This is a genomic window from Streptomyces sp. NPDC057302 (assembly GCF_042667685.1).
GTDB lineage: Bacteria > Actinomycetota > Actinomycetes > Streptomycetales > Streptomycetaceae > Streptomyces.
In genome coordinates this window covers 33,211-50,434 of sequence record NZ_JBHUZJ010000071.1, presented here as the reverse complement: position 1 = coordinate 50,434, position 17,224 = coordinate 33,211, and the positions used below count along the sequence as shown (strand labels likewise).

Genomic DNA, 17,224 nt, shown 5'->3' with positions numbered 1-17,224 from the left:
AGCCCTGACCGAACAAGCCTTCCCACCCACCCGCCCGATTGCCCCGCATCCACCCCTGGACGAACAAGCTTTCCCGCCCACCCGCCCGATTGCCCCGGGGTGCGTCGGATGGGTGGGGGGGGAGGGGAGAGTTGCAGGGGAGGGGATCGGGCCGAATGCGCCCGCAGTCGGCGACGCTCAGGAGGGGACGTGCCGGTATGTCTGCCCGGAGCACGGTTCGCGGCGCTCCCTAGCCGAAGAACCAGAGCGGCCACCGGACGATAGCGAGGACGGACATACCGGCGCGGCCCCGCCCCACAGACGAACAGCCCCCACTCTCCGGAACCGAAGCAGCCCAGCGCCCACAGACGGCCGGGCCCCGCTCCGCCGCCCAGCACCCTCCCAAAGCCCCGCCCCCCCCAGAGACGACCGAGCCCCACCCCCGGATCCGATGCCACTCAGCGCCCTCCCAAAGCCCCACCCCCCCACAGACAGCCAAGCCCCGCATACCGTGGCCCCATGGCCAGGGAAGGCGTGTGGGTGGGGATGTGGGGGCATGGGGCGGGGGCGTATCTCCGGAGTAGTGCGCCCTGGAGGGGTGTGGGGTATCTGGGCGGGGGTGTGCTGCTGGGGGTGGTTGTTCTTGTCGGTGGGGTGGTCGGCCTCAGCCTCGGGCTTGCCCTCGCCCTCGTGCTCGTAGGCCTCCCCCTCCTCCCCCTCCTCACCTTCGCCGGCATCCCCGTAGCCGCACTCGAACGCCGCCGCCTCACCCTCATCGACCCCGCACCCCCGGCCCCCACCCCCCACCGTACCCCCGAAGCCCCCGGCATCCCCGCCTGGTTCAAGCTGCGCCTCAAGGAGCAGGCCACCTGGCGCGAGCTCGCGTACGCCGTGCTGCTCGCCCTCGTCCTGTGGCCGCTGGACCTCCTCGTACTCGCCTGCACCCTCGGCGCCCCCGCCCTCCTCATCGCCACCCCCGCCCAACTGGCCCTGGACGGCGGCGAGATACGCGCGGCGAAGCTCTGGCTGGTCAGCGACTACCCGCACGCCTTCGCCACCGCCCTCCTCGGCCTCGCCCTACTCGCCCCGCTGCTCTACCCCCTCGGCGCCTACGCCACCGCCCGAGCCGCCCTGGCCCGCCTCCTCCTCGCCCCGCGTGACGTCGAGCTGAACGCCCAACTCGCCGAAGTGACCCGCTCCAGGGCCCGCCTGGTCGACGCCTTCGAGGCAGAACGGCGCCGGATCGAGCGGGACTTGCACGACGGAGCCCAGCAGCGGCTGGTCGCGCTCACCATGACCCTGGGCCTCGCCCGCCTCGACGCCACCCCCGGCAGCCCCCTCGCGGCCCAGCTCGCCACGGCCCACGCCGAAGCGGGGAACGTACTCACGGAACTGCGGGAGCTCATCCGCGGCATCCACCCCCAAGTGCTCGTCGACTACGGTCTGGCCGCCGCCGTCGAGGACGCCGCCGACCGCTCCCCGATCCCCGTCGACACCGACCTGGACGGCCTGCCCCGCCTCCCCGAAGCCGTCGAATCCGCCGCGTATTTCGCCACCCGGGAAGCCCTCACCAACATCGCCCGCCACAGCGACGCGCCCCGCGCCCGCATCGAGGCCCACCATCAGCACGAGACCCTGCGCATCCGCATACGCGACGAGGGCAAGGGCGGCGCCGACCCCGCCCACGGCAGCGGACTGACCGGCCTCGCGGACCGGATCGCGGTGCTCGATGGCACACTGACGCTCGCCAGCCCGCCCGGCGGCCCGACCGTCCTGTCCGTGGAGATCCCGTGCCGAGCCCAGCACCTCACAGACCCCAGGAACCTCAAGAAAGGCGCCACCGACTGAGGATCGTCGTCGCCGAAGACAGCGTGCTGCTCCGGGAAGGCCTCATCGGCCTGCTCACCCGCTTCGGCCACGAAGTGCCCGCCGCGCTCGGCGACGCGGAAGGGCTGCGCGCCGCCGTGCAGGAGCACGACCCGGACCTCGTCCTCACCGACGTACGCATGCCGCCCTCCTTCCAGGACGAGGGCCTGCGCGCCGCACTCGCCCTGCGCGGCGAACGCCCGGAGCTCCCGGTCCTCGTGCTCAGCCAGTACGTGCAGCGTTCGTACGCCGCTGAACTCCTGGACACCGGCGACGGCACCGGCGTCGGCTATCTGCTCAAGGACCGGGTGGGCCAGGTCGAGCAGTTCGCCGACGCGGTGACGCGGGTGGCGGCGGGCGGCACGGTCGTGGACCCGGAGGTCGTACGGCAGTTGATCAGGCGCCGCCGCGACCCCCTCGGACAGCTCACGCCGCGCGAGCGCGAGGTGCTCGGTCTGGTGGCCGAAGGCAGGTCGAACGCGTCGATCGCCGCCGAACTGGTCGTCAGCGAGGCGGCCGTGGGCAAACACATCGGCAACATCCTCGGCAAGCTGGACCTGCCGCCGGGAGACGGAACGCACCGCAGAGTGCTCGCGGTCCTGGCCTACCTCCGCGCGTAGCCCCGCCCGGAAACAGAACGATCGCACCGCTCAGAACCACCGACCTGACGATCCTTGCAGTGGCCACCGTTCTCGTCGATTACGATCCTGAACCATGAGCACGTCAGACCAGATGGGGGCAGGCCGGGCAGGCCTCACGCCGCGCCAGGCGCGGCGCATACGGGTCGCCGCGGCCTCGGTGCTGATGGCCGCGGCGGCCGTGGTGCTCGCCGTACGCCTGGCGAGCCGGTCGTCCGTCCTGGTCGTGGGGGTGTACGGGCTGCTGCTCGTCCTCTGCGGCCTGGTGATCGAACTCAGCAGGCGCGGAAGGACCCGGCTCGGCAGCTATCTCCTCGCCGTCGGCCTGGTGGCCGCCCTGCTCATGGACTGGGTGGTGCTTGCCTGACGAGGTCCCGCTCGGGAGAGGGCGCCTCGCGCAGCCCGTACCGCCGATGGATCTTCCGCAGCCGCGGCGGCGCCCACCAGGCACGGCGGCCCAGCAGCGTCATCGTCGCGGGGACGAGGAACATCCGGACCACGGTCGCGTCGATGAGCACCGCGAGCGTCAGACCGAGCCCGATCTGCAGGATCGGCGCGAAGCCCCCGGTCATGAAGCCGGCGAAGACGATCGCGAGCAGCAGCGCCGCACAGCTGACGACACGGCCCGAGCGGCGAAGACCCTCGACGGTGGCGGCGTGCGGGTCGCCGGTCTCCAGCCATGTCTCGCGCATCCGGGACAGGATGAACAGCTCGTAGTCCATGGCAAGGCCGAACGCGATCGCGATGATCAGCGGCGGTGCGGTCAGGCTCAGCGCCCCGAGCCCCTCGCCGCCGAGCAGGCTCGCGCCGTGCCCGTCCTGGAACACCCACACCACGACGCCGAGCGAGGCGCCCAGGCTGAGCAGGGTGGTGGCGAGCGTACGCAGGGGGAGCAACAGGGAGCCGGTGAAGGCGAAGAGCAGGGCGAACAGCCCGGTCAGGACGGTGAGTACGGCCCAGGGCGCGCGCTCGGCGAGCATCGAGCGGAAGTCGACGAGGCTCGCGGCGTTGCCGGTGACCCGGACGGGCTCGTCGCCCCGCAGGTCGCGCACCTGCTCCACGAGCCGGGTGGCGGTGGGGCCGTCGACCGAACCGGTCGGCGTCAGTTCGAGCAGGACCGTGCCGTCGGAGAGACGCTCGCTGTCGGCCGTCCTGATCCCGGGCAGGGCCCGGATCCTGTCCTCGTGGCCGGGTTCGGCGCCCGGCCCGATGAGCACCTGGACGGGGTCGGTGTCCGTGCCCGCCGGGTAGTGCTCGCGCGCGGTGTCGTACAACTGCCGCGCCTCCGTGTCGTGCGGGAGCTGCCGGGCATCCCCGATGTTGATCCGCATCCCGAAGGCGGGCAGCGCGAGAAGGGTCAGTACGGCGACGACGGTGGCCGTCACGGCCACGGGGCGCCGGGCGGAGAAGAGGGCGAGGCGGGCGAAGAAGGCACCGGGTGCGGGCGGCGCGCTGCCGGGCCCCCGCAACCGGGCCCAAAAACCCTTGCCCGTACGGGACTTCGACCCCGCCGGGGCGATCTTGCCGCCGAACAGGGCGAGCAGCGCGGGCAGCAGCGTCAGCGCCGCCAGCATGTCGACGACGACCACCGCACCGGCCGCTAGGCCCATGCTGCGCAGGAACGGGCTGGGGAACCAGACGAGCCCCGACAGGCTGATGGCCACCGTCAAACCGGAGAAGAGGACGGTGCGCCCGGCGCGGGCGACGGTCGCGTGCACGGCCTGCGCCACGCCGTGCCCCACTCCCTGTGTCTTCGCCCGCTCCTCGCGGAAGCGGATCACCATCAGGAGCGCGTAGTCGACGGCGAGACCGAGGCCGAGCATGGTGACGATCTGCACGGCGTAGACGGAGATCTCGGTGAACTGGCTGAAGCCGTAGAGGGTGAGGAAGGCGCCGGCGACGCCGCTCACGGTGACCAGGAGGGGCAGCCCGGCGGCCCGCAGGCCGCCGAAGATGAGCAGCAGCACGATCAGCACGGCGGGCAGGGTGATCAACTCGGCCTGCGCCACGTCCTCCTGGGCCCTGCCGCCCATCTGCTCACCGAGCAGCGGTCCACCGCTCACCGCCACGTCACCGGCGCTGATCCCGCGGATGCGGTCGGCCGCGTCGCCCACGGCCTCCTCCTCGGCGTCGTCGTCGAGACCGCCCTTGAGCACGACGGGGATGAGCAGGGCCTTGCCGTCCTCGGCGACCAGGCCTCGGGTGGTGTACGGGTCCGGCACCTGGGCGATGCCCGGCCGGCCGCGTACGTCGGCGATCGCGTCGCCCACCTGGGCGCGCAGCCGCGGGGTATCGACAGCGGGGCCTGACACGACGGCGGTGAAGTCCGCGCCCTCCGGGGTGAGTTCGGCCAGGCGTTCCTCCGCGAGGACCGACTCGCTGCCGGGGACGTCCTCGACCGACGCGGTCAGGTCGCCGAAGACGCCGGTGCCGAAGCCGAGGCCCAGGAGGAGGAGCAGGAGCCAGACGAGGACGACGGTCTTGGGGCGTTGGGTGGCTGTGCGGGCGAGAGCGGTCAGCATGGCTGCCCCTCCTCATCGGGCGGAGTGCGGTCGCCCTCCAGCGTCGTGCCTGCCCGGCCGGTGCGGATCGCCGTGAGGAGGGGTCTCGGGGGATCCCTCGCGCGGGTCAGCTCTCCGTCGGACGGGGGAGGCGCGGCCGCAGGGTTCAGTTCCCCGGAACGACGAGCCCCGTCTCGTACGCGCAGATCACCGCCTGCACCCGGTCCCGCAGCGCGAGCTTCGACAGGACGTTGCTGACATGCGTCTTCACCGTGTGCTCGCTGACCACGAACGACGCCGCTATCTCCGCGTTGGAAAGGCCCCGGGCGAGCAGCCGCAGCGTCTCCTCCTCGCGGGCGGTGAGGACCCCGAGGCGTTCGGAGGGCGACACGGCGGGTGCGCCGGACTCCGTGCGGCGGCGCCGCACCACGTCCGCCACCAGGCGCCGCGTCACCGTGGGCGCGAGCAGGGAGTCACCGGCCGCCACGACCCGCACCGCGTGCACCAGGTCGTCCCTGCGGACATCCTTGAGCAGGAAGCCGCTCGCCCCCGCGTACAGCGCCTCGTACACGTACTCGTCGAGGTCGAACGTGGTCAGCATGACCACCCGGCAGCTGGACTGCGCGCACACCTGGCGGGCCGCCTCGATGCCGTCCGTCCCCGGCATGCGGATGTCCAGCAGGATGACGTCGGGGGCGTGCAGGCGCACCGCGGCCACCGCCTCCGCGCCGTCACCCGCCTCCGCCACCACCTCGATGTCGGGCTGCGCCTCAAGGATCATGGAGAAGCCGCTGCGCACCAGCTCCTGATCGTCGGCCACCACCACCCGGATGCTCATCCCCCAAGGATGCCGTGGGCAGCGTGACGGCGACACGGAATCCACCATCAAGGCCGTTCCCGGCTTCGGCGGTGCCACCGCAGGCGGCGGCGCGCTCATGGATGCCGACCAGGCCGTGCCCCGGGTCGGCCGAGGGGGAGGTCCCGGCTCCGTCGTCCTGGACCAGCAGCCTCAACTCGCCGTCGCACCAGGCCAGCTGAACGACGGCCGTCGTCGCTCCCGCGTGCTTGACGCAGTTGGTCAGCGCCTCCTGGACGATGCGGTACGCGGCCACCTCGACGTCGGGCGCGAGCGGACGGGACGTGCCGCTCCCTCTCAACTCCACGCGCAGGCCAGCCTGTTCCACGAGAGCGGTCAACTCCGGGAGGGCCGCCAGCGTCGGCTGCGGGACCCGGCCGCCGCCCGGGGCCGACGGCTCTCTCAGTACGCCCAGGATCCGCCGCAGCTGCACCATCGCGTCACGCCCCGCCCCGGCGATCGCGTCGAACGCCCCCACCGCACGGTCCGGATCGCTGCGGACGACCACGGGGCCCGCCTCGGCCTGGACCACCATCAGGCTCACCGCGTGGGCGAGGATGTCGTGCATGTCGCGGGCGATCCTGGCCCGCTCCTGGCCGACCGCCCGCGCCGTCTCGGTGGCCCGCTCCCGCTCCAGGCGCCGGGCCCGGTCCTCCAGGGCGGCGGTGTACGCGCGCTGCACGCGGGCGAAGGCGCCCAAGGCGTACGCGCTGATGAGGCTGAGCAGGTGGAAGGGGTACTCGTACGGCTCGGCGTGCTCCTTGAACGCCATGGTGACGGCCGCCCCCGCCAGCCACCCCGCGAGCATGAAGCGCCGTTTCAGGGGCGTGCTCAGGGCGGCCACGGTGTAGAGGGCGACCATGCCGCCGAAGCAGACGTCCGGCGGCGGCCGGTGGTAGAGCGCCATGGCGGGCGTGAAGAAGGCGATCACGGCGGTACACGCGAAGGGCGCGCGGCGCCGCCAGATCAGCGGCACCGCCGTCCCGGCACCGAGGGCGAACCCGCCCGCGCTCAACGGGTCGCCGCCCTCGTCCGGGAAGAGGAACTGGAGCGAGACGGCGAAGAGCACCACGGCGGCGAGCGCGGTGTCCACCACATAGGGATGGGTGGTGCGCAGCCGGGACAGCGTGAGCAAGGGACGTCGCATCGGGCGGCTCCTCGGGGCAGGAGGCCGTGCCAGTATCCCGACGGCCCGACGGCGCTGTCCTCACCGGTGCGGGGGATATGTGGGGCAGGGCGAGGCGCGTCAGGACTCCAGGTACCGCAGCACCGCGAGCACCCGGCGGCTGTAGCCGGTGGTGTGCGTGAGGTCGAGCTTGTCGAAGATCATGTTGAGGTTCTTCTCGACCGAGCTCAGCGAGATGTGCAGCTTCTGGGCGATGGCCGCGTTCGTGTGGCCCTGCGCCAGCGCCTCGATGACGGTGCGCTCGCGGGGCGTGAGGCGGGCCAGGGGGTCGGTGTGCGTGGTGCGGATGACCAACTGGCGTACGACTTCGGGGTCGATGGCGGCTCCGCCGGCGTGGATCCGCTCCAGCGAGTCGAGGAACTCGTCGACCTGCGCGACCCGGTCCTTGAGGAGATAGCCGACCCGCTCGACGTTCGAAGTCAACAGCCGCGCCGCGTAGTTGCGCTCCACGTGCTGGGAGAGCACGAGCACGCCGACCCCGGGCCAGCGCTCGCGGATCTCGACCGCGGCGCGCAGCCCCTCGTCGGTGTGGTCCGGCGGCATCCGGATGTCGGTGACCACGACGTCCGGGCGCCGCGCCGCCACCTCGCGCAGCAGCGAGACGGCGTCCCCCACCCCGGCGAGCACCTCGTGGCCCTCCTCGGCGAGCAGCCGGATCAGCCCTTCTCGCAGCAGGGTCGAGTCCTCGGCGAGGATTACGCGCACGGTAGCTCCGCGGTGATGGTGGTGGGCCCTCCGGAGGGGCTGTGGACGATCAGTCTGCCGTCGAGCGCGGCCACCCGGCCGTGCAGTCCGGACAGACCGCTGCCCGCCGGGTCGGCGCCGCCGACGCCGCTGTCGCGGACCAGGACGGCGAGGACCGTGTCGTACGCCGTGACCCTGACGAGGATGTCGTCGGCCGACGCGTGCTTGGCCGCGTTGGTCACGGCCTCGGACACGACGAAGTAGGCGGCCGTCTCGACGGCGGGCGGCAGCGGTTCGGGGGCGTCGTACTCGATCCGTATCGGGATGGCGCACCGCTCGGCGACCCCGCCGAGCGCCTCCCGCAGACCGAGGTTGTCGAGAGCCGACGGATAGACGCGCCAGGCCACTTCGCGCAGTTCGGTGAGGACTTCCCGGGACTCCAGGTGCGCCTGTTCCAGGAGGGCGTCCGCCTGTTCGGGCACCTTGCTGCGGCGGGCGCGGCCGAGCAGCATGGCCAGTGCCACGAGGCGCTGCTGGACCCCGTCGTGCAGATCGCGCTCGACGCGCCGCCGTTCCGCGTCCACCGCCCGCACCACCGCGGCGCGGCTCGCGGCCAGTTCGTCGATGCGCCGTTCCAGGAGCTCGCGCTCCGAGGGCCCGAAGCACTCTCGGGCCAGGCGTGCGTCCAGGGCGGCAAGGGAGTACAGGCCCTGTACGTCGAGGAAGAGCAGGACGCCGCCGAGCACCACCTGGCCCAGCAACTCCCGCCAGGTCAGCGTGGACCGGGCGATGCCCGCGGCGAGCAGCCCGGCCAGGACGACGCCGAAGACGAGCAGCCCGACGACGACACCGCACAGCAGTCCGGTGTACGTACGGGCCGCGAGGTAGCGCAGCACCTGCTGATCGGAGGCGTGGTGCTCGGGAAACCTGTCGCGGAAGAAGAGCGAACGCCGCCCGCGCTCAAGGGCGGTGAGCCTGCGGGCCCCGGTGGCGAGCAGGACGTGGGCCCGGCCGCGGGTGCGCGGCCACAGCAGGAAGGCGCCGAGCAGGGCGCCGGCCAGGATGAAGTACAGCAGGCCGAGCAGGGCGGTGAAGCAGCCGAGCAGGACACCGGCGGCTCGAAGGACGCGCGGATGCGTGTCCGTATCTGCCTGCTCCCCCTTCACGCTTGGCGACAGTAGTGCCGGCGCACCGCCGGGACAAGATCGCCCGGCCTGGGCGGGAGCCTCTGCGGGAAGGGGGCGGCTCTCCGTCGCGTCGCCGGTCATCGCCGCGGGTCAGGGCGTGCGTCGGTGCTGGGGCTGGGTCTGCGGCTGTTTCCTCGACCGGACGCGCGTGACCACGTAGAGGGCGATGGCGACGAGGACCAGGACGAGGACGGCCTTGGACAGGAACCCGACGTAGGTCTCCACGGCGTCCCACTGGTCGCCCAGCCAGTAACCCGCCATCACGAGCACCGAGTTCCAGACCAGGCTGCCGAGCGTGGTCAGGGACAGGAAGACCGGCAGCGGCATGCGCTCCACACCGGCCGGAACCGATATGAGGCTGCGGAAGATCGGCACCATGCGGCCCAGGAGGACGGCCTTGGTGCCGTGCCGGGCGAACCACCGCTCGGTGCGCTCCAGGTCGAAGCCCTTGACCAGCGGCAGCCTGGCCCAGATGGCGTGCATGCGCTCCCGGCCGAAGAGCACGCCGATCCAGTACAGGACGGCGGCGCCGACCACCGAGCCGAGCGTGGTCCAGAACAGCGCGGACGCCAGGCTGATCACCCCCTGCCCGGCGGCGAAGCCGGTCAGCGGCAGGATCACCTCGCTGGGCAGCGGCGGGAAGAGGTTCTCCAGGGCGATGGCGAGACCGGCTCCCGGACCGCCCATCGTGTCCACGAGGTCGGCCGCCCAGCCCGCGATGCCGCCCGCGGGTTCCTGGGGCAGGGCGAGGGTCACGAGATCCATGCGGTTTCTCCAAGCTGGCGGGACGGCGGCTGCGGTACGGCCGCCGGGTGTCACCGGCAACGCTAGGAACCGTGGATCACCGGCGGTACGCGGGTTGCCGTCGGCCGGGGTGGGGTTTTCCGCAGGGTCGCGGGGTGTGCGGGACAGCCGAGAAAGGTAGGCGAGAAACGCGAAAGGGCTTCTCGGAAAACCGAGAAGCCCCAGGTCAGCGACCTAATCGCTAGTGCGCCGTCAGGGACTCGAACCCCGGACCCGCTGATTAAGAGTCAGCTGCTCTAACCAACTGAGCTAACGGCGCCTGCTGACTCGAAAATAATACCTGGTCCTGGAGGGTGCTCAGGACCGCCCGCGATCCCCGGCCGTACGTCCCTAGATCGCCAGCGAGAGCAGCACCGGCGCCGCCCCCCGATTGAGCGTCTCGGCGGCTTCCCGCAGCCGGTGCGCGTGCTCCACCGGCAGGGAGAGCGCGAGGCAGCCGACCGCGGAGCCCGCGGTGATCGGGACCGCGGCGCAGACCGTGCCGACCGCGTACTCCTGGAGGTCGAGGACCGGGACCGTGGCGGGCTGGGCCGCGAGGTGGCTCAGCAGGACCCGCTCGTTCGTGATCGTCCGCGAGGTGAGGCGGGCCATCTTGTGGCGGGAGAGGTGGTCCCTGCGGCCGTTCAGGTCGAGCTGGGTCAGCAGGCTCTTGCCGACCGCGCTGGCGTGCGCCGAGGAGCGGAAGTCCACCCACTCGTTGACCTTCGGGGTCTCGGGGCCGTCCGCGAAGTCGGTGATCTTGATTTCGCCGTCTTCGTACCGGCTGATGTAGACGGCCGCGCCGATCGAGTCGCGCAGCCCGTCGAGCGTCCCCTTGAGCTTGTCCCGCAGGGTCTGGTCGGGGCGCTGGGCCGAGCCGAGGCGGGTGAGGGATTCACCGGTGACGTACGCGCCGTCGGTGATCTGCTCCACGTATGCCTCGCGGCGCAGCATGCGCAGCAGGGCGGAGAGCTGGGAAGCGGGCAGTTTGGTCTGCCGGGCGAGCTCGGCCTCGGTCACGCCGGTGTTGTGCTTGGCGACGATTTCGAGCACCCGCAGGGCGCTCTGTACCGAGTGCTGCGGCGTCGCCGGCTCGTGCTTCAGCGCCACGGCTTCCCCCTGCGTGGAACGGTTCCGGACAGCTGGGCTCTGTCCCACGATAGCCGCCAAGGGGCTGATGTGGGGCTGCTGTTGACGAGATTGGTGGCGCGTCCCGGCACCGTCAGCAGGAACGCGCCACCCTGGCATATGCCAGTGTCACCATCCAAGGCCAGAGCCTGCTCGATGGTGGCGCACGGTCACAGGACCGCGCTGAGGAATTCCCGGGTGCGCTCGTGCTCCGGCTCGGTGAAGATCTTCTCCGGCGTCCCGGATTCGATGACCCGGCCCGAGTCGAACATCAGGACCTGGTCCGAGATGTCACGCGCGAAGTTCATCTCGTGGGTCACGCAGAGCATCGTGATGTCCGTGGTGTGCGCGATGTCCCGCAGGACGTCGAGGACGCCCGCCACCAGCTCGGGGTCGAGCGCGGACGTGACCTCGTCCAGGAGCAGCACCTGCGGGCGCATCGCCAGGGCGCGCGCGATGGCCACCCGCTGCTGCTGGCCGCCGGAGAGCTGGTTGGGGTACTTGTCGATGTGCTCGGTGAGCCCGACCAGTTCGAGCAGGCCGCGGGCGCGCTCCTCGGCCTCGTCCTTGGAAAGCCCGAGGACCTGGACCGGCGCCTCGGTGATGTTTCTCAGGACCTTCATGTTCGGGAAGAGGTTGAACTGCTGGAAGACCATCCCGATGTTCTTGCGGACCTCGCGGATGTACTTCTCGTTCGCCGGCACGAGCTTGCCGTTCTTCTCCTCGTGCGTGAGGTAGCGCCCGCCGACCTTGATCGTGCCCTCCTCGGGCTTCATCAGGGTCATGAGCAGCCGAAGGATCGTGGTCTTGCCGGATCCCGACGGGCCGATCAGCGTGACGTGTTTGCCCGAGTCGACCGAGAAGTCGAGTTCGTCCAGGACGGTGTTCGAGCCGAACCTCTTGGTGACCTTGTCGAAGCGGATCAGCTCGCTGCCGTCCACCGCCGGATTGGTCGTTTCCTTGGGGGTGCTTTCAGACGACAAGACGACGCTCCAGGGCTCGGAGGAGGAGGGAGGACGGGTAGGCGATGACGATGAAGGCGACGCCGACGACGGTCAGGGCCTCGGTGTACTGGAAGGTCTCCGCGGCCTGCAGCCGGGAGCGCTGCAACAGCTCCAGGACGCCGATGCTGGCGAGCAGCGGGGTGTCCTTCAGCATCGCGATCACGTAGTTGCCGAGGGCCGGGATCACGCGGCGGATGGCCTGCGGCAGGATCACCGCGGTCCACGTGTGGCGGTAGGGCAGGCTCAGCGCGGTGGCCGCCTCCCACTGCCCCTCGGGCACGGCCTCGATGCCCGCGCGGTAGACCTGCGCGGTGTACGTCGAGTAGTGCAGGCCGATCGCGATGATGCCGGTCGTCAGCGCGGAGAACTGGATGTCCCACTCCGGCAGGACGAAGAAGAAGAAGAACAGCTGCACGAGCAGCGGGGTGTTGCGGATGAACTCGGTGATGATGCCGACCGGCCACCGCACGAAGCGGCTGGGCGCACGGAACAGGAGCGCCCACACCAGGCCGAGCGAGAACGAGATCAGCGAGCCGAGGGCCAGGATCTGCAGGGTGGTGAGCACGCCGTCCCAGAAGTGCGGCATGAAGTCGGAGACCGCGCCCCAGTCCCACTTGTCAGTTCCGTCGTTCATGCGCCGCCCCCGCTCTTCGGAATCTGTGCAACTTCCATCTCCTGGCGCCAGTTGAGCTTGGACATCAGGCCGCGGGACTCGGTCTTCTGCCCGATGCCCGCCTTGGTCTTACGCTCCAGGGAACGCATCCCGCGGGTGAGCAGGAACGCGATCACGAAGTAGATGACCAGGGTGATCGTGTAGATCTCGGCGCTCTCCGTGGTCGCCAGGCGCACCAGGTTCGCGGCGAAGGACACGTCGCCGATGCCGAGCAGCGAGACCAGGGCGGTGCCCTTGAGGAGCTCGACCAGCAGGTTCGAGAACGGCGGGATCATCTCCGGGATGGCCTGCGGCAGCAGGATCAACCGCATCCGCTGCGCCGGACTGAAGCTCAACGCGACCCCCGCCTCGCGCTGCGCCGGTGCCACGGAGTTGAGCGAGCCACGCACGATCTCGGCGCCGTACGCACCGTAGGAGAGTCCGAGCGCGAGCACGGCCGCCCACATCGGGACCAGCGCCCAGCCCACCAGCTGCGGCAGGACGAAGAAGATCCAGAACATCAGCACCAGCGAAGAGGTGCCACGGAAGATCTCGGTGTAGAAACCGGCCAGGAAGCGCACGGTGCGCAGCCGGTGGGTGCGGGCCATGCCCACGCCGAAGGCGACGGCGGTGGCCAGGGCGGCGCTGTAGATCGTCAGCTGGATCGTGATCCAGATACCGGGCAGAACCCAGTGTTCCCACAGTCCCGCTGTCATTTGCACAGCTCCTCTGCGGTGAGCGTGGTCATCTCGTCCTTGGTGAAGCCGAACGGCTTCAGGAGCCGGAAGAGCTCGCCGCTCTTCTTCATCTTGTGGATCTCCACGTTGAAGGCGTCGCGCAGCTTCGTGTCGGTCGGCCGGAAGGTGAAGCCGCCGCCGTCGATCTGCTTCTCGCCGTCGACGATGGGCGCGAAGGCCTCGGTCGCCTCGGCCTTCGTGCTCTTGCGCACCACGCCACGGCCGGTCAGGGCGGTGCCCGCGAAGAAGTCGATGCGACCGGCCTCGACGGCGTTCATGCCCGCGACCGGGTCCGGGAAGATGGAGATGTCGTCCCGCTTGTAGCCCGCCGCGATCCCGTAGTCGATCTCCGCGTAGGCGGGACCGGTGCCCATCTTCGCCTTGGCCTTGAAGGCGTCCTGGTAGTTGAAGAGCTTCTTCGGGTTGCCTTTGCGGACGATGAAGGAGTCCAGCATCTGATACTCGGGGTCCGAGAAGATGACCTGCTGGCAGCGGTCCTTGTTGATGTACATCCCCGCCGAAACCACATCGAACTGCTGCGTGTTCAGGCCGGGGATGAGCGAGCCGAACTCGGTCGCCACGGGCTGCACCTTGGGGACACCCAGGCGCTTGAAGATCTCTTTGGCGAGCATCACCGCCTCGCCGGTGAACTCCCCGTCCTCGTCGATGTACCCGTACGGCGCCTCACCCGCGATCCCGAGCCGTACGGTGCCCTGCGATTTCAGCCGGGCCAGCGTGTCCCCCGTGGGCACCTTGCTGCAGCCCGCGGCGCCGAGCGCGCCCACCGCGCCTATGGCAGCCGCGCCGAACAGGAGTGATCGTCTGCGGACCCCGGAGTTCCGGGGCACCGCACTCGGTCCCGCGCCGACGGCACGGGAGCTCTCTGTCTCATTGCTCTCTGGGTCGTTCCAAAGTGGTGGAGCCATGGGCGCGCGGCTACCCGACTCGACGCGGAATATGCGGGCCAATTTCAGCCCCTGATGCAATCGTTGTGGTCTTGACCCAGGGAGGAGCATGGGACACATGGCAGACCGATTCATCGAAGTCTCCCTCGCCAAGCGGGGAGTTCAGTGCACGGCAAAGCTGCTCGACGACCGGGCCCCGGTGACCTGCGCGGCGGTGTGGGAGGCGCTTCCGCTCAGCGAGGACGTCTATCACGCGAAGTACGCCCGCAATGAGATCTACGCCCTCTTTCCGGCTTTCGCGGACCGCGAGCCGCCCCTGGAGAATCCGACGGTCACCCCCATTCCCGGTGACCTCTGCTATTTCTCCTTCAACGGGACACAGCTGGGCACCCAGGCCTATGGGTACGAACCGGCCGCGGACGTCAAAGCGGGCGCCACGGTCGTCGACCTCGCCCTCTTCTACGAACGCAACAACCTGCTGCTCAACGGGGACGTCGGCTGGGTCCCCGGCATCGTCTGGGGGCAAGTGGTCGAAGGCCTCGACCAGATGGCCGAGGCCTGCAACGACCTGTGGCGCGCGGGCGCGCAGGGCGAGACGCTGAACTTCCGCAGAGCGTAGGTCCGGCCCCTGGACCCGGACCGCGGGTTCAGCCGGTGGTGGGCGGTGCGATCCTCGCGCCGCCCGCTTCGTACAGCGCGTGCGCGGCCCGCAGGACGAGCGCGTCGGCGTGTCGCGCCGCCACGATCTGTACGCCGATGGGCAACCCGTCCCGGTCCACCCCGCAGGGGACGGTCGCGGCCGGCTGCTGCGTCATGTTGAAGGGGTACGTGAAAGGCGTCCACCCCGTCCACCGGCGATGGCCGGAACCTTTCGGTACCTCCGCTCCCGCCTCGAACGCGGTGATCGGCAACGTCGGTGTGACCAGGAGGTCGTACGTCTGGTGGAAGCGGCCCATGCGACGGCCGAGCTCCATGCGTACGTCGACTGCGGCAAGGTAGTCGAGCGCGCTCGCCCGTGCGCCCTGCGCACAGACCTCCCGCAGCCCCGGGTCGAGCAACTCCCGCTGCGCGGGCGGCAGATGCTGGATCACCCGGGCGGCGCCGCTGAACCACAGCGTGTGGAAGGCCTCCACCGGGTCCGTGAAGTCGGGGTCCGTCTCCTCGACGTACGCACCTTGCGCGGCGAGGGCCTCCACCGCCTGCCGCACCGCCGCGGCGACCGCGGGCCGCACCGCGACCTGACCGCCGAGCGAGGGGGAGTACGCGATGCGCAGACCGCGTACGCCGCCTTCGATACCCGCGCGGAAGCTGCCCGCCGCCGGGCCCAGCTGCGACCAGTCGCGCCAGTCGGGGCCGCTGATGACGTCCATCAGGAGCGCCGCGTCCGCCGCGTCCCGGGTCATCGGGCCGACGTGCGCCAGCGTGCCGAACGCGGACGCCGGATACAGCGGCACCCGCCCGTACGTCGGCTTCAGCGCGAAGATCCCGCAGAAGGAGCCCGGGATCCGCACCGAGCCGCCGCCGTCCGTGCCGAGCGACACCGGCGCCGCGCCGAGCGCCACGGCGGCCGCGCTGCCGCCGCTCGATCCGCCCGCGGTGCGCGAAGGATCGTACGGATTGCGGGTGATCCCGCTCTGCGGGCTGTCCGTGACGCCCTTCCAGCCGAACTCGGGCGTCGTCGTCTTGCCGATGAACACCGCGCCGTGGTCGCGCAGCCGGGCCACCGACGGCGCGTCCTCGTCCCAAGCCCCCGCCGTACGCACGGTCTTCGAACCCCGCAGCGTCGGCCCGCCGCGCTGCAACAGGATGTCCTTGACCGAGACGGGCACCCCGTCGAGCAGGCCCTGCGGCTCGCCCCGCCGCCACCGCTCCGTACTGACCTCCGCCTGAGCGAGGGCCTCATCGGCGTCCACACGCACGAAGGCGTTCACCGCGGGCTGCACGTCCTCGGCCCTGCGCAGGGCCGCCCGTGTCGCGTCGAGCGGACTGAATTCGCCCTTGCGGTAGGCGTCGACGAGTTGCACCGCGGTGAGATCCGTGAGCTCGGTCATGCACGCTCCTCAGGGGGAGGGAAGTGGCTCGGTGGGGGGAGTGATCAATTCCCCGGTACATACCCACGTTTCTTGTCGACCACGTTGGACAGGGGCCTTCCGGCCGCCCATTCCTCGTACAACTCGACGAACTGCGCGCCCAGTTCATCGCGCCAGCCGACCACGTCGCCGCTCATGTGGGGGGACACGAGCAGCCCCGGCGCCGTCCACAGCGGGCTGTCGTCCGGCAGGGGCTCGTGCTCGAAGACGTCGAGCGCCGCCCCCGCGATCCAACGCTTCGACAGGGCCGCCGCGAGAGCGTCCTCCACGACGAGCGCGCCGCGCCCGATGTTGATGAAGCGTGCCGACGGCTGCATCATCCCGAAGCGCCGCTCGTCGAACATGCCGCGCGTCTCGTCCGTCAGCGGCGCCGCGCAGATCACCCAGTCGGCGCGCGCCATGAGCCGGTCGAGCTCGTCGGGGCCGTGCACGCCGTTGCGGGCGCTGCGCCCCACCAGCGCGGTGATGATCCCCAGCCCCTTCAGCATGCGGACGATGGCGTGCCCGATCGGGCCCGAACCCACGACACACGCGCGCGTACGGGCGACACGCTGGGTCTCGCGGTGCTGCCACGTCCGCTCGTCCTGGAGCCGGAGGGTGCGCGGCAGGTCCTTGGCCATGGCGAGGACGAGGGCGGCCACGTACTCGGCGATCGGCTGGTCGAAGACGCCGCGGGCGTTGGTGACCAGCGTGTCGGACTCGGCGAGCTCCGGGCACATGAGGCGGTCCACGCCGGCGCTCGCGGTGTGCACCCAGCGGGGTCTGCGGCCCTCGCCGGGCCAGGCGAGGCGCACCGCGTCCGAGAGGAAGTCCCACACCAGCAGCACGTCGGCGTGGGGGAGTTGGGCCGCCAGGGTGTCCGCGTCCGCGTGGACGATCCGGGTGCGTCCGGTGAGGCTGCCCAGGCGGGGCGGCGGCGCGGGGGACGGGGCGTCAAGGACCAGAACGGTTGTATCGGACATCGGATCAGAGCTTGATTCGGACATCGGGGAGAAACCGTTTCGCAATGAGAGTCCGCTTCCCTGAGA

General features: G+C 70.8%; 17 protein-coding genes and 1 tRNA gene. 4 read left to right on the top strand and 14 right to left on the bottom strand.

What is annotated here, in order from left to right; all coding sequences use genetic code 11:
- The first annotated feature begins 525 nt into the window (after positions 1-525).
- The 3 genes from ACFUPX_RS34360 (at position 526) to ACFUPX_RS34350 (ending at position 2,850) form a co-directional block, all read left to right on the top strand.
- Entirely contained in the window at positions 526-1,827 is a 1,302-nt protein-coding gene (locus ACFUPX_RS34360; protein WP_383331821.1) for a sensor histidine kinase, read from the top strand.
- Between the two features lie 23 nt (positions 1,828-1,850).
- On the top strand, positions 1,851-2,465 hold the full coding sequence (locus ACFUPX_RS34355; RefSeq protein ID WP_383331813.1) for a LuxR C-terminal-related transcriptional regulator: 615 nt from the start codon (positions 1,851-1,853) through the stop codon (positions 2,463-2,465).
- A 94-nt stretch (positions 2,466-2,559) separates the two neighbouring features.
- Positions 2,560-2,850 (top strand): hypothetical protein, encoded by a 291-nt coding sequence (locus ACFUPX_RS34350; RefSeq protein ID WP_383331811.1) that lies wholly within the window; start codon positions 2,560-2,562, stop codon positions 2,848-2,850.
- Here the strand turns inward: ACFUPX_RS34350 and ACFUPX_RS34345 are convergent.
- The 12 genes from ACFUPX_RS34345 to ehuB all read right to left on the bottom strand — a co-directional run bounded on the left by ACFUPX_RS34345 (position 2,825) and on the right by ehuB (position 14,049).
- Positions 2,825-5,005, bottom strand: a complete 2,181-nt coding sequence (locus ACFUPX_RS34345) for an MMPL family transporter (protein WP_383331809.1) — start codon at positions 5,003-5,005, stop codon at positions 2,825-2,827. The genes ACFUPX_RS34350 and ACFUPX_RS34345 overlap by 26 nt on opposite strands.
- Before the next feature lie 145 nt (positions 5,006-5,150).
- Positions 5,151-5,822, bottom strand: coding sequence for a response regulator (locus ACFUPX_RS34340; RefSeq protein ID WP_383331807.1), 672 nt, complete (start codon positions 5,820-5,822; stop codon positions 5,151-5,153).
- Positions 5,755-6,987, bottom strand: coding sequence for a sensor histidine kinase (locus ACFUPX_RS34335; protein WP_383331805.1), 1,233 nt, complete (start codon positions 6,985-6,987; stop codon positions 5,755-5,757). Before ACFUPX_RS34335 ends, ACFUPX_RS34340 begins: the two co-directional genes overlap by 68 nt.
- 99 nt (positions 6,988-7,086) lie before the next feature.
- The gene (locus ACFUPX_RS34330; protein WP_383331803.1) at positions 7,087-7,731 is read right to left on the bottom strand and encodes a response regulator; all 645 of its coding nucleotides are present in this window, start codon (positions 7,729-7,731) and stop codon (positions 7,087-7,089) included.
- Entirely contained in the window at positions 7,722-8,876 is a 1,155-nt protein-coding gene (locus ACFUPX_RS34325; RefSeq protein ID WP_383331801.1) for a sensor histidine kinase, read from the bottom strand. The genes ACFUPX_RS34330 and ACFUPX_RS34325 overlap by 10 nt, the downstream gene beginning before the upstream one ends.
- Before the next feature lie 111 nt (positions 8,877-8,987).
- Positions 8,988-9,662, bottom strand: a complete 675-nt coding sequence (locus tag ACFUPX_RS34320) for a DedA family protein (RefSeq protein ID WP_383331799.1) — start codon at positions 9,660-9,662, stop codon at positions 8,988-8,990.
- Positions 9,663-9,886: 224 nt separating this feature from the next.
- Positions 9,887-9,960: transfer RNA gene (locus ACFUPX_RS34315), tRNA-Lys, on the bottom strand.
- Between the two features lie 71 nt (positions 9,961-10,031).
- The gene (locus ACFUPX_RS34310) at positions 10,032-10,790 is read right to left on the bottom strand and encodes an IclR family transcriptional regulator (RefSeq protein ID WP_383331797.1); all 759 of its coding nucleotides are present in this window, start codon (positions 10,788-10,790) and stop codon (positions 10,032-10,034) included.
- A gap of 188 nt (positions 10,791-10,978) precedes the next feature.
- The gene (ehuA, locus tag ACFUPX_RS34305; RefSeq protein ID WP_383331795.1) at positions 10,979-11,791 is read right to left on the bottom strand and encodes an ectoine/hydroxyectoine ABC transporter ATP-binding protein EhuA; all 813 of its coding nucleotides are present in this window, start codon (positions 11,789-11,791) and stop codon (positions 10,979-10,981) included.
- Positions 11,781-12,446: an ectoine/hydroxyectoine ABC transporter permease subunit EhuD gene (gene ehuD, locus ACFUPX_RS34300; protein ID WP_383331793.1), complete on the bottom strand. Its 666-nt coding sequence runs from the start codon at positions 12,444-12,446 to the stop codon at positions 11,781-11,783. The genes ehuA and ehuD overlap by 11 nt, the downstream gene beginning before the upstream one ends.
- Complete coding sequence (gene ehuC / locus ACFUPX_RS34295) at positions 12,443-13,180, bottom strand: ectoine/hydroxyectoine ABC transporter permease subunit EhuC (RefSeq protein ID WP_383331791.1); 738 nt, start codon at positions 13,178-13,180, stop codon at positions 12,443-12,445. Before ehuC ends, ehuD begins: the two co-directional genes overlap by 4 nt.
- Positions 13,177-14,049, bottom strand: a complete 873-nt coding sequence (gene ehuB, locus ACFUPX_RS34290) for an ectoine/hydroxyectoine ABC transporter substrate-binding protein EhuB (protein WP_383331789.1) — start codon at positions 14,047-14,049, stop codon at positions 13,177-13,179. The genes ehuC and ehuB overlap by 4 nt, the downstream gene beginning before the upstream one ends.
- Before the next feature lie 175 nt (positions 14,050-14,224).
- Between ehuB and ACFUPX_RS34285 the strand changes: the two genes are divergently transcribed.
- A complete protein-coding gene (locus ACFUPX_RS34285; protein WP_351164686.1) occupies positions 14,225-14,725 on the top strand; it encodes a DUF3830 family protein in 501 nt (166 codons plus the stop codon).
- 28 nt (positions 14,726-14,753) lie between these two features.
- Here the strand turns inward: ACFUPX_RS34285 and ACFUPX_RS34280 are convergent, their stop codons facing one another.
- Both ACFUPX_RS34280 and ACFUPX_RS34275 read right to left on the bottom strand, forming a co-directional pair.
- Positions 14,754-16,157, bottom strand: a complete 1,404-nt coding sequence (locus ACFUPX_RS34280) for an amidase (protein WP_383331787.1) — start codon at positions 16,155-16,157, stop codon at positions 14,754-14,756.
- A 44-nt stretch (positions 16,158-16,201) separates the two neighbouring features.
- Entirely contained in the window at positions 16,202-17,158 is a 957-nt protein-coding gene (locus ACFUPX_RS34275; protein ID WP_383331785.1) for a D-2-hydroxyacid dehydrogenase, read from the bottom strand.
- Positions 17,159-17,224 lie beyond the last annotated feature (66 nt).

Bases quoted from the DNA above. Each gene is read 5' to 3' on its own strand.
- ACFUPX_RS34345 (WP_383331809.1), bottom strand. From the start codon at position 5,005: ATGCTGACCGCTCTCGCCCGCACAGCCACCCAACGCCCCAAGACCGTC.
- ACFUPX_RS34320 (WP_383331799.1), bottom strand. From the start codon at position 9,662: ATGGATCTCGTGACCCTCGCCCTGCCCCAGGAACCCGCGGGCGGCATC.
- ACFUPX_RS34335 (WP_383331805.1), bottom strand. From the start codon at position 6,987: ATGCGACGTCCCTTGCTCACGCTGTCCCGGCTGCGCACCACCCATCCC.
- ehuD (WP_383331793.1), bottom strand. From the start codon at position 12,446: ATGAACGACGGAACTGACAAGTGGGACTGGGGCGCGGTCTCCGACTTC.
- ACFUPX_RS34275 (WP_383331785.1), bottom strand. From the start codon at position 17,158: ATGTCCGATACAACCGTTCTGGTCCTTGACGCCCCGTCCCCCGCGCCG.
- ehuC (WP_383331791.1), bottom strand. From the start codon at position 13,180: ATGACAGCGGGACTGTGGGAACACTGGGTTCTGCCCGGTATCTGGATC.
- ACFUPX_RS34285 (WP_351164686.1), top strand. From the start codon at position 14,225: ATGGCAGACCGATTCATCGAAGTCTCCCTCGCCAAGCGGGGAGTTCAG.
- ACFUPX_RS34280 (WP_383331787.1), bottom strand. From the start codon at position 16,157: ATGACCGAGCTCACGGATCTCACCGCGGTGCAACTCGTCGACGCCTAC.
- ACFUPX_RS34360 (WP_383331821.1), top strand. From the start codon at position 526: ATGTGGGGGCATGGGGCGGGGGCGTATCTCCGGAGTAGTGCGCCCTGG.
- ACFUPX_RS34350 (WP_383331811.1), top strand. From the start codon at position 2,560: ATGAGCACGTCAGACCAGATGGGGGCAGGCCGGGCAGGCCTCACGCCG.
- ACFUPX_RS34340 (WP_383331807.1), bottom strand. From the start codon at position 5,822: ATGAGCATCCGGGTGGTGGTGGCCGACGATCAGGAGCTGGTGCGCAGC.